This is a genomic window from Gorillibacterium terrae (genome assembly GCF_051594785.1).
Classification (GTDB): domain Bacteria; phylum Bacillota; class Bacilli; order Paenibacillales; family NBRC-103111; genus Gorillibacterium.
The window spans coordinates 467,999-483,530 of sequence record NZ_JBPPGI010000003.1 but is presented as its reverse complement, the minus strand read 5'-3'; the positions used below and the strand labels follow the sequence as shown (position 1 = coordinate 483,530).

The window sequence follows — 15,532 nt, the reverse complement described above, 5'->3', positions numbered from 1 at the left end:
GGGATTAACCGGGTAGCCGGAGGGTCCGATTCGATCGGTTCCGGATCGTCAATTCGCTGATTCGACTCCGTCGTGCCCGAGTTCCTTGCGGAACAGCATCTCCAGCGCTTGGTCCGGCAGCAGGAGGCAGCCCGCTTCGCGGTACCCCAGCCGCCGGTAGAAATGCTGGGCATCTTCGTCGGCCTGCGTGGAGGTGAGCACCGACCGATGACCGGCGCGGCGCATCTCCTCCTCCCAGAAGAGGAGCAGGCGTCTGCCCTCGCCCTTACGGCGGTACTCTTCGTCCAGCCACATCATGTTCAGAAACGGCGTGTTGTCCCAAAAATAACCGAATCTCAGCCAGCCGGCGGGCTGGCTGTTTTCGTTGCGCACGATGAGAAATTCTCCGGCTTCCAGCTTGGGCGCGACGAGTTCCGGCAGCACATGCCGGTCTCTTTCCCGCAAGTAGCCGAGGTCGTCCGGACCGGCGTAGTCAAACTGAAGATTCATAGAGGCAGCTCCTTTTTCGCTTGGCATCGACTCCAGTGTAAAGCCGGTTGGACCTGCCTACAACGGAAAAGTCCTTTTTATCCAAACCGCCCCCCGGCTGCTTGGTATGTTGAAATGGGTGAAAATGAACCTTTCCAGCTTGTTTGGTCTCTTATCTTACGGGATAATAGAACGAATTGAGAGAATCGCTGAACGCGATAAGGAGGGTCTTCATGAATTTGCATCCGCCGCTATTCTCGCTTCGAGCGGAGACGAGACGCACCCGGCTGTTCCTGTTCGGGGTCTGCGCCTTCGTTTTCTTGCTGGGGGCCGCCGTCTGCCTGTATTACGGAGACGGGTTCCTGCTCGGAACGTATGCGCAGTTAAACAACGATGACGTCAAATACGTCCGCTCCGCCGAGCTGCTGCTGCAAAAGGGCGTGCTCGCCTATAACAGCGGCGAACAGCCCAGCGTGTTCATCATGCCGGGCCTCCCCCTGCTGCTGGCGCCGTTCCGGTATTTCCTGAACCGGACGGAGGCCGTTATGGCGTTCCGGCTGTTCCAATGCCTGATCCAAGCGGCCTCGGTCTATCTGCTCTTCCTGCTGGGCCGCCAGTTCTTCGGCAGCCGGAGCGGGAAGCTGGCCGCCTTGCTCGGCGCTCTGTACGTTCCCGGCTACTATTCCTCCGGCACCGTTCTGACCGAGACGGTGTTCACCTTCCTGCTGCTCCTGACCACGCTGTTCGCGGTCGGCGCAATCCGTACCAAGCGCATGCCGCTCTACGCAGCCGTGGCGGTGGGCTGGGCGGCGATGACGTACTTCAAGCCGCAGTGTGTGCTGTACCCGGCGATTATCGGGGTCCTGTGGCTGGTTTCCCGCTATTCCTGGCGGGAGATGCTCCGGTACGGCCTGCTCATGGCAACCGTCTTTTGCCTGTTGCTGTCGCCCTGGTGGATTCGCAACGCCGTCACCTTCGACAAGCCGATCCTGCTCACGCAGTCGAGCGGCAATCCGCTCCTGCTCGGCACCTTCATCTATTTCGGCGCGCCTTCGGCCGGCTTCTTCGAGCAGTATCCGCAGTACAAGGACAACCTCGTCAGCGATTTCGATGCCGTGAACAAGGAGACGGCCCTGCGCATCATCCGCTACGGCTTTACCCACCAGCCGCTGCGCTACCTGTCCTGGTATACGGTGGAGAAGACCTGGCTGCTCTTTAAGGAGCCGTTCTATTGGAAGGAAATCCTCGGCCTGCCCAAACTGGCCGTATCAATCGGGCATCAGCTCTACTTCTGGGCCGGTCTGGCCGGAATCGCGCTCGCGCTCGTTCGCCGCAGGGGAAAGGCGCTTCTGCCGCTCTTTCTCACGATCGGTTATTTCATCGGGGTATACCTGCCTTTCGTGACCTTTACCCGGTATGGGTTCCCGCTGATGCCGTTCCTGATTCTGTTCGCCGCCGGCTTCGTCGAAGCGGTCGTCTCCTTCCGGAAGAAAGCGAGAATAGCGGACCCCGCCACAAAGCGGACGACGGCCGCATAGACAAGTAGTCCGCTGGATCAGCGAGCCTAAACCGAACAAACCGCGGAAAGCCCGGCCTAACGGACCTTCCGCGGTTTTGTTTGGCATGTTGCTTGTTTGCAGTCCATCCAGAGCATCGGTCCGCCTGGGCGTTGTGCCGCATACAGTAGTATGACGACATCAGCTGGGGGCGATTCCCATGCATTGGTTTACCATCGCGTTTATCGGCATCGCGGCCAATCTCGACAACCTCGGCATCGGTGTTACCTTCGGGGCAAGATCGACGCGGGTGCCGCCGCTGTCCAACCTTCTGATTGCGCTGCTGTCCATGGCGTCCATCTATCTGGCCATGGCGGCGGGCGGAGCCCTGGCGGTCTACTTTCCCGCTCTCTGGGGCAATCTGCTGGGCGGCGGCATTCTCGTGCTGATCGGCGCGCTGGCGATCCGCTCGTCCCTTCCCGCGAAGGAGGGGCCAAGTCGGGAAAACGGCTTGCGGCAAGCCGATCTCGAAGCGGCGGCCCGAGCCGACAAGGACGGAAACCGGCAAATCTCCTGGAACGAATCGCTGTCGCTTGGGCTCGCTTTATCGGTCAATTGCCTGGCAAGCGGGTTCGGGGCAGGCTTCAGCGGAGCCTCTCCGCTGCTCTGTTCCCTCTCCGTGGGATTGTTCTCGTTCTTGTCCATTGATATCGGTATCCGGCTGGGCGCCCGGATTGCCCGTTCCTGGCTCGGACGCTATTCCGCCCTCATAGGCTGTGTCCTGCTCATCGTGATCGGGATCTACGAGATGATCGTATAATCATCAGTGGTACAGCCCGGAAATGTGCTCTTCGGTCACCGAGAGCAGCTTCGCGAGCAGCACGATCTCCCCGGCATGATAGGCATAATGGGAGGCGACCCGAACCAGGATGGCCCGGATGGTCCTTGTCTCCCCCGCTTGCGCCGGCGGAGTCTGTCCCGGTTTCATCCGGCTCCAATCCTCGGGCCGGTACGGCACCAGCACCTCCCGCTCAAGATCCTCTTCGGTCAGTGCAGCCAGAATCGACTGTGAGCGCTGGCGGACGTCCTTCAACTGCGCGAGCAGCTCCTCGCGGGTAAAGCCCCCGGTGGCGGAAAACTCGGCCGATCTCTCCCGGATCAGCGGCTCTCCGCCGATCGCCGTAACAAAGTGCTGCCGCTCGTTGCCCGCCAGATGCAGGCAGTAGTTGCCGACGCTGTTCACATTCGCGCCCAGCTTCCGCCAAATCTGCTCCGCCGTCAGGAGCGCCAGGCTCTTCTCCATGCTCGTCAAATGGCTGTTCATCACGTCGAGCGCATCCGCCGCCAGATCGATCATCGGAATCTCTCCTTTCGTTCTTCCCCAAGCATACCCCTATCGCGGTGGGTTGGCGACTATTTATGGAAGAAAGACGGGCGGACAATGACATAGTTCTGCATGTTCTGGATCGCGCCGTTATGACTTTCGAAGCCGTTCCGGCGGTTATCGGAATCTTAAAATTTTTAGTAAAGTTAATAAATCATCCTCAACGAGAGGTGCCCTGCTATGATTTGGTTCGTTCACAATTCTGTCAATACTAATTCCAATATTCCAATCGTTTTAATAGGAATTTGTTGAACTAAGCCGAAACCTATTTAAGAGCTTCTGTTAAAATGAGAGTAATGAAAATAATCCTGATTAACGAACGGGGCAGTAATGAAGGGGAAGGTGTCCAAATGAATAAGGCAGAAGAAATCGTAATTTTTCCACTAAAGGATGAATTAGTTGAGGACATCCATAAAACAAATGATTCTTTTAAAGTGTTTGGCAAAGTTGTGCCCCGTTTTCAATCCGGAAAATGGTCTTTTGAAGAGACTCTATTTGATGAAACGAAAGAAATTCGTTTCCCCGATGATACCCTTGATTGGAGCTGCTATATAAATCGGGAAGATAAAGCTTTATTTTTAGCTTATAAGAAAACGAATTGCATTGGGCAAATTAGAATAATCAAGGATTGGAATCGCTTCTGTTATATTGAAAATATCGCTGTCAAAAAAGAATTTAGAGGATCTGGAATCGGTAAGTTGCTCTTAACGGAAGCGGAAGAGTGGGCCAAACAAAGAAACCTGATCGGAATGTCTCTCGAGGCTCAAGATGATAATCTTGGAGCGTGCAGGTTTTATGTGAAACAAGGATTCCTACTGGGCGGAGTTGACACCCTGAAACAGTCCTATAACCCAAATATAGAAACCACGTTGTATTGGTATAAGTTATTTAAGTAACGCCAATTTCAAATCGCCTCCTGTTCCGCAGCCGCCAAGCGCTCCCGTTTCCGCAAAAAAGCCGCAGCGACCGCCCTTTCGGCAGCTCGCTGCGGCTTTCCTCATCCCCGTTCCGTCACGCGCCCGTTCCCTCCAGCTCGCCGTTCGGCTGCTCGCCGGTGGCGATCGGGCTGTCGTCGTACGAAATCCAATCGCTCCAGCTTCCCGGGTAGAGCTTCACATGAGGGAACCCGGCTTCCTTCAGCGCCATTACATTCGGGCAGGCCGTAACCCCCGAACCGCAATAGACGATGATCTCCCGGTCGAGCGGTATGCCAACAAACCGCTCCCGCTGTCCTGCCCGGTCCTTCCATCTTCCCGCAGCGTCCAAACCATCCTTCCAGTAATGGTTGACCGCTCCGGGAATATGGCCGGCAATCGGGTCAATCGGCTCCGTGAGCCCCATATAACGGTCCGGTTCGCGGGAATCGATCAGAACCGTTCCCGGCATCAGCCGCTTCGTCATCACCTCGTCGCGCTCGGCGATCCAGCCCGGCTGCAGGCGCGGCGTAAACTGCTGCGGCTCGCGTTCCGGAATGCGAGTATCCAGCTCATACCCCGCTTCGGCCCAAGCGCCGAATCCGCCGTCCATGACGACGACGTGGCGATGTCCGTAATAACGCAGGAGCCACCACATCCGGCTGGCCATGGCTCCGCCCTGGTCGTCGTACACCACGACGCGGGATTCCGGTCCGATGCCGGCCGCGCCAAACTTCTCTGCCAGCGTCTGCGGGTCGGGCAGCGGGTGGCGTCCTCCATGCCTGTGGGGGCTGATCGGCAGGGAAAGATCTTTCTCTAAATCAAAATAGACAGCCCCCGGCAAGTGTCCGGCTTCATACGCCGCACGACCCGCTTCAGGCTGTCCCATGAGAAACCGGCAATCGACCGGAATCAAATCTATGCACGTTATATGTTCCTTAACCCACTCTATACTGACGGTGGACGTCATAAAAATCCCTCTCTTTGTTCATTTATTCTTATTATAACGGGAAACCCGCTCCCCAGGGAATGGGCAATTTGCAGGACACGCAAAAACCGGCGTTTGTGATCTAACGCACTGCGCCTATCGCGGAAAAATGGCGATAATTGGAGCAACTTGGCAGAATGGCGGTGTGCAATGATCGCTTGGAGAGACGAACTCAATATCGGCGTCGAAACGGTGGACCGGCAGCATCAGGAGCTGGTGCGCAGCCTGAACGAATTTTTGGAAGCCTGCACGCAGCAGAAGGGCAAGGAAAAGGTCGAGGAGACGCTCGAATTCCTCATCGGCTATACCGTCCGGCACTTCCGCGACGAGGAGGAATTGATGAAGGAGTCCCGTTACCCAGTCTATGCCGACCACAAGCGGGAACATGACCAGTTCGTGCAAGAGATTGGCGAATTGCGGCAGCAAATCCGGGATAAGGGCCCTTCCGTTCTGACCACCATCAAACTGAACCGGACCTTGGTCGATTGGCTGATCCGCCATATCCAGAAAAACGACCAGCAATTCGGCGATTTCCTCCGTACCCAGAAGGCTTAACCGCAACATTGCCCCCGAACCCGTACCGACCCAGAGGCTTTCCCCGCGCCGCCCGGCGTCCCGGAAAGCCTCTTTTTTGGCGTGATGGCGCAGGTCCGCTCTTGTCGCCACGTCCGAATCCACCCCGATCGGGCAGCCCTATCTTATTCGCCTAAGCCTTGCCTGTCTAATTCTTGTCCGCCGAGCGGGAATCCGCCCTCGCCTTGCCGCCTTTGCGTCCGATCTCCTGATAATAGCTGCGGTCCCGGGAGTCGGCCGTGGCCTCCCCGCCCTTGCGGCCGATTTCCTGGTAAAAGTCCGTGTTGTGCGTTTCCGCCGTGGCTTCTCCGCCTTTGCGTCCGATTTTTCGGTAATAGCCTTTGCCGTGCAGTCGGGCGGTCGCTTCGCCGCCCAGCCGTCCCGCTTCCTCGCGGGTCATGCGTCTTCCGGGTGTTTGCGCCATTTCCGGTCCCTCCTTGGACGAGCAGGGTAGAGTTCACACCACTTCATACCCCTTTCGCACCCCGTTGAAACGGACCGGCGGTTCCCCTTCTCGCGTTTGACCGGCGAAGCCTCTCTTAGTAGGATGGGATAAGATCGCTCGCCCTATTCCTGCGATGAAGGAAGTGCTGGCATGAATAACTCTGTTTTTCACCTCGCGCCTCTTGGCGAGCGGCAGGCCGAAGAGCTGTGCCGCTGGCGCTATGAGCCGCCTTATGAGCTCTATAATTGGCCCGCTTGGACGGATATGCTGGCCCGCGAAGAAGAATTCGCCGATCCCGAGATTCGTACGTCCCAGTATCGGGCTGTCTTGAATGAAGCCGGGGAGCTCTCCGGGTTCGTTCAGTTCTTCCCGCTCGCAGGCGTGACCCGGCTCGGCCTGGGACTTCGCCCCGACTTGTGCGGCCAAGGTTACGGGGCCAACCTCGCCCGGCTGGCCGCCCGGGAAGCCCGCGCACAGATTCCGGGGAACGAGGTCGACCTGGAAGTGCGCGTCGACAATCCCCGGGCGCGCATAGCCTATGAACGGGCGGGCTTTCGCGTAACCGACCGGTACGAGCGGCCGACTCCCGCCGGAGCGGCTGAATTTTTTTGTATGGTGTTCGCCGGCGCAGGCGATGCGTGAGCAAAACCCTTCCGAATCTGATACAATAAAAGGAATGTCTTTCGCATGACGGAGGAACGTTCATGACACCCGTGAAAATCCCCATAAACCGGATCGAAGCCTTGATCAAAGCCATGGAGGCCCGGCTGGAGCCGGTCATTCTGGCCAGGGGATGGAACTACTACCACCGGGGCCGGGTCGGCGACCTGACTCTGCGCCTCGGCACCCAACTAACCGCAGACGTCCACGGAGCCGAATCCGAGCCCTATACGGTCACCTTCGACCTGGAAAAACCCGAGAACAGCTCCTGCACCTGCCCGTACAAGGGATGGTGCAAGCATATGGCCGCCGCTATCTTCAAGGCATACACGCCGCACGGCCGTCCGGAGCTGCTCTTCGTCAGCCTGCAAAAAGCGGCCGGCTCCAAGCTGAAGACCCGTCAGGCGTCGGATCGCCCCGCCAAACGGCCGCCGCTTGCGGCTCCGGTACCGGGAGGCCTTCCCTCGGACTGGCAGGACCAGTTTGAGCGCCGGTTCAGCGGGTACACGCTCAGCTACCAGCAATCGGTCGAAGGCTTCTACGAGCAGGCGAAGAAAACCCTGCTGCCGCTCGCAGAGGGCTGGGAGCCGGTTCCCGCCGCCTTCTTCCGGCTGCATGTGCTTCTGTTCGTGCTGCGCCGGCTGGACCGGTTTCATCAGGAGAACGGTTCGTCCTTCATGACGTATTATCACGAGACCGCCGCCCGCACCACCGCCGCTCGCTGCCGGTCTGCCTTGGCTGAAGCGGCGGCCCGAATGGAGGCCGCCGAGGCCAAGAAGCGATGCCTCCGACACTGGAACGAGACCATGGAGATGGCGAGGGACGCGCTCGCAGACGGAGAAACCGGCGTTTCCGATCCGCTCGACACCTACCGCATTCTCTGGTGGGAGCTCTTCAGCCGGGCCGAGGACACCGCGGAGGAAGAGCGCAAGCTCGCCGCCCTGCGGTCCGGCCGCGGCCTTTCCCGGCGAGTGCGGGACCTGCTGCTCTTGGCGGAATGCCAATTCCTCATCCTGCGGGGGCAAGATACCGAAGCGATGAATCGGCTGGACGGGCTGGAGGAACGCAGGCCGGGCGATTTCGAAGCGCTGCTCGCCGCCCTTTCCGGACGCCGCGACTGGAGCCGACTGCTCGGCTGGCTGCGCTGGCTGTTGCCCGCCCTCGCCCGGGCGCGCCAGGACGAATTCCATCGCATCTGCACCTTTTGGACGGAAGCGGCCAAGGAGCTGAACGCCCACGACGAATGGGTCGCGGCGATGCGCTCGCTCTTGCCGCGCAGCTATCCCTATTACACCGACTATTTGCTCCGCCACCGCCGTTACCGCGAATGGGTCGATCTGCAATTGACCGTGCGCGTTTCCGCCGAAAGCCTCTATGCGGCCGATTTCCGGCTCGTTCAGGAGTCGGCTCCCGAGCTTTTGCTGCCGCTGTATACCCAAGCGGTGGAGCGGGCGATCGCCGAGAAGAACCGGAACGCTTACAAGGAAGCGGTCCGGCTGCTGAAGCGGCTGCGGGGCTGCTACAAGGAAGCCGGTCAGCTTCACCGCTGGACCGCGTACATTGCGCGGCTGGCCGACAAGCACACCCGCCTGCGCGCTTTCCAGGAGGAGCTAGCGAAAGGAAGCCTGCTGCCATGAGCATCACGGGAAGCACCTATACGGTTTACGCCGAATGGCTGGAGGAGGGAGCCATGTTCCTGTACGGGGCCAACGGGCCGCGGTCCGTCGATCCGCTCGAGCTGAAGGATCATCTCTTCGCCTGGCATGAGCCCTCCTTCTATGGAACCTTCATCGAGACGGCGGAAGCGGGGCACCGCGAAGGCGTCAAGCTGTCCGCTCCCGACGCGCTCGATTTCTTCTGCCGGACGCCGGAGCTCGTCCACGCCGGTATCGTCTACGGCGGCGAAGCGGCCGACTTGAGGCGGCTCGCTCCGCATGCGGAGCAGGCGCTGGCGTCCGGCGCGTTCATGCCGGACTTCGAGCAATGGAAGCACGGGCGGCTCGGCTGGAAGCTGGAGCTGCCCGCCGAGCTGAGGCCGCTCGCCGCCGGCCCCGCCGTGCGCGCCTTCCTGGAGGCGCTGGCCGAGGAGCGGGCCGAGCGCGAGCCGGAGCTCCGCGCCGCGTTGCTGCGGCTCGCCAAGGAACCGGCGCTCGCCCAGGATGCGGCGGCGCTGTGGCTCGACGAGGAGGACTGGCTGACTGCGATCGGCTGGGTCCACGACCCCAGCCCCTTCCGCGTCTGCCTGCAGCTCGTCGAGCCGGACGAAGGCCGCGGCTGGCACCTCGCCGTGGCCCTTCAGGACCGGGAACGGCCGGACCGGCTCGTCCCGGTGAAGGCTTCCGGCGAGCCGGCGGACGGCGGCCCGCTGCCCGAAGCGTGGGCGGAGGCGCCGGAGCGCGTCTCCCGCGAGGTGGAGCGCTGGCTGCGGGTACTGCCGCTCCTTCGCCGGGAAGGCGAACCGGGGCAGCTTGCCCGCGACCTCGACGAAGACCAGGCGTGGGAGCTGCTGAGCCGCGGCGCGCTCCAACTGGCGGAGGCCGGAGCCGCCGTGCTGCTGCCCTCCTGGTGGGAGCGGGTGCGGCGCAACCGCCCGCGCCTGAAGGCGAAGGTGAAATCCTCGGTCGGAGCCGCTCCGGGCCAAGCGATGTTCGGGCTCGACCGCATCCTGAGCTTCGACTGGCGGCTCGCCATCGGCGGCGAGGAGCTGACCGAGGAGGAATTCCGCGGCCTGCTCGAGGAGAAGCGGCGGCTGATCCGGTTCCGCGGCCAGTGGATTCAGCTCGACCCGACCCAGCTCGCGCAGATCCGCGAGGCGATGAAACGGGCCAAGCGCCGCGGCGGCCTCAGCTTCCGCGAGGTGATGGAGATGCACCTGCTCGGGGAGGTTCCCGCCTCCGACCGGGCGCTGGAGCTGGATGACGAAGAGCGGATCATGATGGAGCTGGAGCTGGACGATACGCTCTCCCGGCTCTTCGGGCAGTTGGAGCAGCACGAGAGCATCCCCCTTCTGGAAGAGCCCGCCGGCTTTCACGGTACGCTGCGCCGCTACCAGAAGGAGGGAGTCTCCTGGCTGATGTTCCTGCGGCGGATCGGTCTGGGCGGCTGCCTCGCCGACGACATGGGGCTCGGCAAGACGATCCAGTGGATCTGTTATCTGCTCCGGGTCCAGGAGGAGCAGCTGGCCTTGACCGCAGAAGGCGAAGCGCCGGAAGCGGCGCCCTCCCTGCTCATCTGCCCCACCTCCGTGCTCGGCAATTGGCAGAAGGAGCTGGAGCGCTTCTCGCCGTCGCTCAAGGTGCATCTGCATTACGGCCCGGCGCGCCTGAAGGGCGAAGCCTTTGCGGAGGCGGCGCGGGATGCGGATCTCGTGCTCACCTCGTACACCCTGTCGCATCTGGACGAGGAGGACCTGCGCCGGCTGCATTGGGGGTCCATCTGCCTCGACGAGGCGCAAAACATCAAGAACGCCTACACCAAGCAGGCGTCCTCCATCCGCCGCCTGAGCGGCATGCACCGGATCGCCATGACGGGGACGCCGATCGAGAACCGCCTGACGGAGCTGTGGTCGATTTTCGATTTTCTCAATCCCGGCTATCTCGGCCCGTTGCGGGAATTCACCCACCGCTACGTGAACGCCATCGAGAGGACCGACAACGACGAGCCGCTCGACCGCGTGCAGCGATTGGTTCGTCCCTTCCTGCTGCGCCGGGAGAAGCGCGACCCCGCCATCCGGCTCGATCTGCCGGACAAGAACGAAGCGAAGGTCTATGTGCCGCTCAGCGCCGAGCAGGCCACCCTGTACGAGAATCATATTCAATCCATGTTCGAGCGGATCGAGAAGCTCTCCTCCATGGAGCGGAGGGGGCTCATTCTGTCCTCGCTCACCCGGCTTAAACAGATTTGCGATCACCCGATGCTGCTACCCGGCGAGAGCCACAGTAGCTGGCGGAATCGCTCCAACAAGCTGGACCGGCTCCTGGAGATGGTCCGCGAGCTTCGCTCCGAGGGCGACCGCTGCCTCATTTTCACCCAGTTCGTCGAAGCCGGGCATCTGCTCGAGCGCGCCGTCCGCGAAGGGCTCGGCGAGACCGCGCTGTTCCTGCACGGCGGAACGCCGCGGGCACAGCGCGACGCGATGATCGCCCGCTTCCAGGATGACGGCCTGCCGGAAGCGGAACGGCCGGGCGTGTTCATCCTGTCGCTGCGGGCGGGAGGCATCGGCCTCAACCTGACCGCCGCCAACCATGTGTTCCACTTCGACCGCTGGTGGAACCCGGCCGTTGAGAACCAGGCGACGGACCGGGCCTACCGGATCGGTCAGACCCGGCTCGTGCAGGTGCACAAGTTCGTCACCTTGGGCACGCTGGAGGAGCGAATCGACGAGATGATCGGCCGCAAGCTCGACCTGAGCAGCCGCATCGTCGGAGCGAGCGAGAACTGGATCACCGAGCTGTCCACCGACGACCTGCGCGACCTGTTCCGGCTGCGGCGGGAATGGATCGACGCTTAACCATTTTCATTTTGTATGACAACCGTCACAGTAACGGTCAGGCCCCCCCTTTACGATAAAGAGAATGCATGGCTCACCACACAAAGAACGGGGTCCTGAACCAAATGTTTACACGACCGGATTTGTCGCATTACCTGCATCATGAGCTTCGCAAGGATTTGATTTCCGGCCTGATCGTCGGAATTGTAGCCATTCCCCTGGGAATGGCTTTTGCCATTGCGTCCGGCGTCAAGCCGGAATACGGCATCATCACCACGATCATCGCCGGCATTCTCATCTCGCTTTTCGGCGGCTCGCGCTTCCAGATCGGCGGACCGACCGGCGCCTTCGTGCCGATCCTGCTCGGCATCGTCACCGTCTACGGCTACCGCAACCTGCTCACGGCAGGGCTGCTCGCCGGCCTGATCCTGCTCGCCATGGGCTTCCTCAAGCTGGGCTCGTTGATCCGCTACATCCCCCGGCCCGTAACGATCGGCTTTACCGCAGGCATTGCGGTGACGATCTTCAGCGGCCAAATCGGGAACTTTCTCGGCCTCGCCGGCGTCTCCCGGCACGAGCATTTCCTGCCGACCCTGGCCGACCTGGGCCGTCATCTCGGTACGGTGAACGGCTATTGCGTCCTGACCGCATCCATCTGCCTCGCCTGCCTCATCCTGCTGCCAAAAGGGAAGCGAACGGCGAAAATCCCGCCGTCGATCGTCGGGCTTCTCCTGGCGACGCTCGCCGCGACCTTCCTCTATCCCGGCCAGGTCGCCACCATCGGCTCCGCCTACGGCAGCATCCCGGCGCGGCTGCCTTCCCTGCAGCTCCCGGACCTGAGCTTATCGGCGATCCGCCAGATGATCGGTCCGGCGGTCGTCATCGCCCTGCTCGGTGCGATCGAATCGCTCTTGTCCGCCGTGGTGGCCGACGGAATGGCCGGAACCCGCCACGACAGCAACCGCGAGCTGATCGGCCAAGGCCTCGCCAACCTCGTCGTTCCGCTGTTCGGCGGCATTCCGGCCACCGGCGCCATCGCCCGGACCGCCACCAACATCAGGAGCGGAGCGGCCACCCGCCTATCCGGCGTGATTCACGGCCTGGTCGTGCTCGCCGTACTGCTGGTCCTGGCTCCCTTCGCCTCGCGCATCCCGCTCTCCGCCATGGCGCCGATCCTGATGGTCGTCGCCTGGAACATGAGCGAGCGCAAGGAAGTGGTCCGGGGACTGAAAGCGCGGACCGGCGACTCCCTGGTGCTCGGCGCGACATTCCTCCTTACCGTGTTCACCGACCTGACCACGGCGGTGGAGATCGGACTCGGCGTCGCCGTCCTGCTCTTCCTCAAGCAGATGCGCGACTCGCTGTCCGTCCGGCCCTCCCTTCCGGAGCAGAGCGGTCCCCGCAAGATGCGCAACCTGACGGACGACGACCGCCGTTGCCCGCGCGTGCATATCCTGAGCGTCGACGGGCCGCTCTTCTTCGGCACTGCCGAGGCGCTGGAGGACCCGTTCCGCCAAGCCGAACGGGAAGCCGCCGATTACCTGCTGCTGCGTCTGAACCGGATGACCGTGCTCGACGCCACCGGCGCGGCCAAGCTTGCCGCGCTGATCCGCCGGACGCGGGAAGCCGGACGCCGGGTGGTCGTGGCCGGCCTGCGCAGCCAGCCGGAAGAGGCGCTGGGCAAGACGGACCTGGGCTCGCTGCTGCCCGAGGAGCACCGCTTCTCCCAGACCGGACAGGCGCTGCGCTATATCTTCAACCAACCGGACGGAAGCCTCTGCCGGGGCTGCACGCTCGCTCTGTTCGAGGAATGCCCCTGCCGCCGGCAGGAGACTCCCCTCGGCGATTCCCTGCGCGTAGGCGGAGAGGCGGCTCTATAACGGACAAGCGCAAACAGGCCGGCGGCAGGCGGGAGTTCCCGTTTGCCGCCGGCTTGTTTTACGCTGGCCAACGTTTTTTACGTGAAGCGGTTTCATCCCCGTCTGCAGACGCATGCTCGAATCCAGAATCTTGTCGAAATAGTCAAGGATCTTTTTATTTTCGCAAGAATATTATTTTTAAATCTCAGCATTTTCTTGCTATAATAGGCATAAATGCCTATCCTTTCGACCGAGAGGGGTGCTTGGGGTGAGCGCCATGGATCGAGCGACGATGCGCAAGTGGAACCGCAAAATTCTGAGCGTATACGGGGCTGTCGTGCTGCTGTCGATGCTGTCCGCCTTGCTGCGGGCCTTCGTCTTTCCGCACGCCGACAATAGCTTCCCTTTGGCCAAGCTGCTGCCGTTCTTCCTCTGCGCTCTCCTGCTCGCAGGCACGGAATGGGCCTATCACCGCGGGAGGCATCTGCATCCCGTCCTCATCCTCGCCGTCGGCATCGCCGTTAGCCTGCTCATTATCCCGTTCGATGCCACCCCCGGCAATCCGATCTACTACGCGTACCTTCCCGTTCTGCTCTCGGTGTTCTATTTCCGCAAAACCTATACTCTACTGGCCGCGGGCGGCTCGTCGGTCGCCTTCTCCCTGCTCTATACCTTCCATCCCGCCCTGCGCGGACAGTACCATATCCAGAACCTGATCGGCAACCTGATCGCCTTCTTCGTCGGTCTGACGATCCTGCTGCTCCTGATCGACCGGGTCAAGCAGCTGCTGGAGGATCTGGCGGGCGCGCAGGAAGCCAAGCGGGAGCTGATGGTGCGCAGCATCCTGATGGACAAGCTGGTCAAGACGGACCCGCTCACCGGGCTCTACACCCACACCTCGTTTCACAACTACCTGGAAGAGCTGATCGGCCAGAACAAGCGCATTCCCTTCTCCATCCATCTCGCCGTGCTGGACGTGGACGATTTCAAGAAATTCAACGATACGTACGGCCACCGGCTCGGCGATATCGTGCTGACCGAGGTCTCTCGGCTCATCTTGAAGCGGATCGGCCCCGACGATTTCGCCGCCCGCTGCGGCGGCGAGGAGTTTGCCATCCTGTTCCTGGAGAAAAAACCGGAGCAGGTGCACGCCACCATCGAGAAGATCCGCAAGCGCATCTCGGAAATCTCCATCGCCGGCCATCCCGAGCTCAAAGTCTCGGTCAGCATCGGCCTGCAGGAATACGAGTCTTCGATGACCAAGGACCAATTCTTCAAGGAAGCGGACGATTCCATGTATTTGGCCAAGGAAGCGGGCAAGAACCGGATCGTCTGGCGCTGCCCGCGAAGGCCGGCCCCCTCGTCCCCTCCTGCGCCTTAACGGGCCGGGCCGCGGCGCTCCGCCCGGTATCCCGGCACAAGCCCCTCCACTTCGCCCGGGGTAAGCTGCCGCCACTGCCCCGTCTTGAGGTCGCCGAGCGGGATGTTGATGATCCGCACCCGCTTCAGCCGCCTCACCTGGAAGCCAAAATGAGCGCACATCCGTCGGATTTGCCGATTCAGCCCTTGCGTCAGGATGATCCGGAACGTCCGCTCTCCCGCTTGGGTTACCCGGCAAGGCAGGGTTACGGTTCCGAGGATCGGCACACCCCGGGACATGCCCCGCAGAAATTCGTCGGTGACCGGCTTGTCCACCGTAACGATATACTCCTTTTCATGCCCGTGCTCGACGCGCAGGATCTTGTTCACGATGTCCCCGTCGTTGGTGAGCAGGATGAGGCCCTCCGAGTCCTTGTCCAGCCGGCCGATCGGAAAGATCCGCTCCGGGTAGCCCACGAAGTCGACGATGTTCCCCTTGATGTGTCGCTCCGTTGTGCAGGTGATGCCAACCGGCTTGTTGAGTGCCAGATACACGGTATGCTTCTTCTCGCCGATCGGACGCCCGTCCACCCGAACGTCGTCTCCTGCCTCCGCCTGGCTGCCGAGCTCCGCCCGCTGGCCGTTGATCGTGATCCGGCCTTCCTCCACCCATTTGTCCGCCTCGCGCCGGGAGCAGATGCCCGTCTCGCTGATGAACTTGTTGATCCGCATGCGGTTTCTCCACGCCTTTCTGTTCGCATCCTTCTGTCCTCCTACGATAGCAGATTGTCTGGCCGAGGAAAAGCGGGTCGCCCGCGGGGCCTCCTGATTCAGGCCGATCCCGCCCGGGTAAAAAGGAACCATCACCGACCGGGCCGAGAGCCCGCACCCCAAGCG

Annotated in this window: 14 protein-coding genes; 9 read left to right on the top strand and 5 right to left on the bottom strand. The window is 61.6% G+C overall.

The features are described 5' to 3' along the window. Positions 1 to 48: 48 nt before the first annotated feature. Complete coding sequence (locus ACSEXS_RS14715) at positions 49 to 489, bottom strand: GNAT family N-acetyltransferase (RefSeq protein WP_438433990.1); 441 nt, start codon at positions 487 to 489, stop codon at positions 49 to 51. A gap of 212 nt (positions 490 to 701) precedes the next feature. Here ACSEXS_RS14715 and ACSEXS_RS14710 point away from each other — a divergent pair, with 212 nt between their 5' ends. Together ACSEXS_RS14710 and ACSEXS_RS14705 are read left to right on the top strand one after the other, a co-directional pair. After that, positions 702 to 2,006: an ArnT family glycosyltransferase gene (locus ACSEXS_RS14710; protein ID WP_438433989.1), complete on the top strand. Its 1,305-nt coding sequence runs from the start codon at positions 702 to 704 to the stop codon at positions 2,004 to 2,006. A 178-nt stretch (positions 2,007 to 2,184) separates the two neighbouring features. Then, positions 2,185 to 2,784, top strand: coding sequence for a manganese efflux pump (locus ACSEXS_RS14705; RefSeq protein ID WP_438433988.1), 600 nt, complete (start codon positions 2,185 to 2,187; stop codon positions 2,782 to 2,784). A gap of 3 nt (positions 2,785 to 2,787) precedes the next feature. Here ACSEXS_RS14705 and ACSEXS_RS14700 read toward each other — a convergent pair whose 3' ends face one another. Then, positions 2,788 to 3,321 (bottom strand): DinB family protein, encoded by a 534-nt coding sequence (locus ACSEXS_RS14700; protein WP_438433987.1) that lies wholly within the window; start codon positions 3,319 to 3,321, stop codon positions 2,788 to 2,790. 377 nt (positions 3,322 to 3,698) lie between these two features. On the opposite strand from ACSEXS_RS14700, the gene ACSEXS_RS14695 reads away from it, so the two are divergent. Next, positions 3,699 to 4,244: a GNAT family N-acetyltransferase gene (locus ACSEXS_RS14695; protein ID WP_438434049.1), complete on the top strand. Its 546-nt coding sequence runs from the start codon at positions 3,699 to 3,701 to the stop codon at positions 4,242 to 4,244. A 115-nt stretch (positions 4,245 to 4,359) separates the two neighbouring features. Here ACSEXS_RS14695 and ACSEXS_RS14690 read toward each other — a convergent pair whose 3' ends face one another. After that, positions 4,360 to 5,232 (bottom strand): sulfurtransferase, encoded by an 873-nt coding sequence (locus ACSEXS_RS14690; RefSeq protein ID WP_438433986.1) that lies wholly within the window; start codon positions 5,230 to 5,232, stop codon positions 4,360 to 4,362. Positions 5,233 to 5,400: 168 nt separating this feature from the next. On the opposite strand from ACSEXS_RS14690, the gene ACSEXS_RS14685 reads away from it, so the two are divergent. Then, positions 5,401 to 5,805, top strand: a complete 405-nt coding sequence (locus ACSEXS_RS14685; protein ID WP_438433985.1) for a bacteriohemerythrin — start codon at positions 5,401 to 5,403, stop codon at positions 5,803 to 5,805. A 166-nt stretch (positions 5,806 to 5,971) separates the two neighbouring features. Here the strand turns inward: ACSEXS_RS14685 and ACSEXS_RS14680 are convergent, their stop codons facing one another. Then, positions 5,972 to 6,247, bottom strand: a complete 276-nt coding sequence (locus ACSEXS_RS14680; protein WP_438433984.1) for a KGG domain-containing protein — start codon at positions 6,245 to 6,247, stop codon at positions 5,972 to 5,974. Positions 6,248 to 6,418: 171 nt separating this feature from the next. Here ACSEXS_RS14680 and ACSEXS_RS14675 point away from each other — a divergent pair, with 171 nt between their 5' ends. The 5 genes from ACSEXS_RS14675 (at position 6,419) to ACSEXS_RS14655 (ending at position 14,657) form a co-directional block, all read left to right on the top strand. Next, entirely contained in the window at positions 6,419 to 6,910 is a 492-nt protein-coding gene (locus tag ACSEXS_RS14675; RefSeq protein ID WP_438433983.1) for a GNAT family N-acetyltransferase, read from the top strand. A 62-nt stretch (positions 6,911 to 6,972) separates the two neighbouring features. Beyond that, entirely contained in the window at positions 6,973 to 8,565 is a 1,593-nt protein-coding gene (locus ACSEXS_RS14670; RefSeq protein ID WP_438433982.1) for an SWIM zinc finger family protein, read from the top strand. Beyond that, positions 8,562 to 11,438 carry a DEAD/DEAH box helicase gene (locus ACSEXS_RS14665; RefSeq protein ID WP_438433981.1) on the top strand — a complete coding sequence of 959 codons (2,877 nt, stop codon included), beginning with the start codon at positions 8,562 to 8,564 and terminating at the stop codon, positions 11,436 to 11,438. The genes ACSEXS_RS14670 and ACSEXS_RS14665 overlap by 4 nt, the downstream gene beginning before the upstream one ends. Positions 11,439 to 11,542: 104 nt before the next feature. Then, on the top strand, positions 11,543 to 13,297 hold the full coding sequence (locus tag ACSEXS_RS14660; protein WP_438433980.1) for a SulP family inorganic anion transporter: 1,755 nt from the start codon (positions 11,543 to 11,545) through the stop codon (positions 13,295 to 13,297). 256 nt (positions 13,298 to 13,553) lie between these two features. Further along, positions 13,554 to 14,657 carry a GGDEF domain-containing protein gene (locus ACSEXS_RS14655; RefSeq protein WP_438434048.1) on the top strand — a complete coding sequence of 368 codons (1,104 nt, stop codon included), beginning with the start codon at positions 13,554 to 13,556 and terminating at the stop codon, positions 14,655 to 14,657. Here ACSEXS_RS14655 and rluF read toward each other — a convergent pair. Next, complete coding sequence (rluF, locus tag ACSEXS_RS14650) at positions 14,654 to 15,367, bottom strand: 23S rRNA pseudouridine(2604) synthase RluF (protein ID WP_438433979.1); 714 nt, start codon at positions 15,365 to 15,367, stop codon at positions 14,654 to 14,656. The two genes, ACSEXS_RS14655 and rluF, sit on opposite strands and share 4 nt — an antisense overlap. Between the last annotated feature and the right edge of the window lie 165 nt (positions 15,368 to 15,532).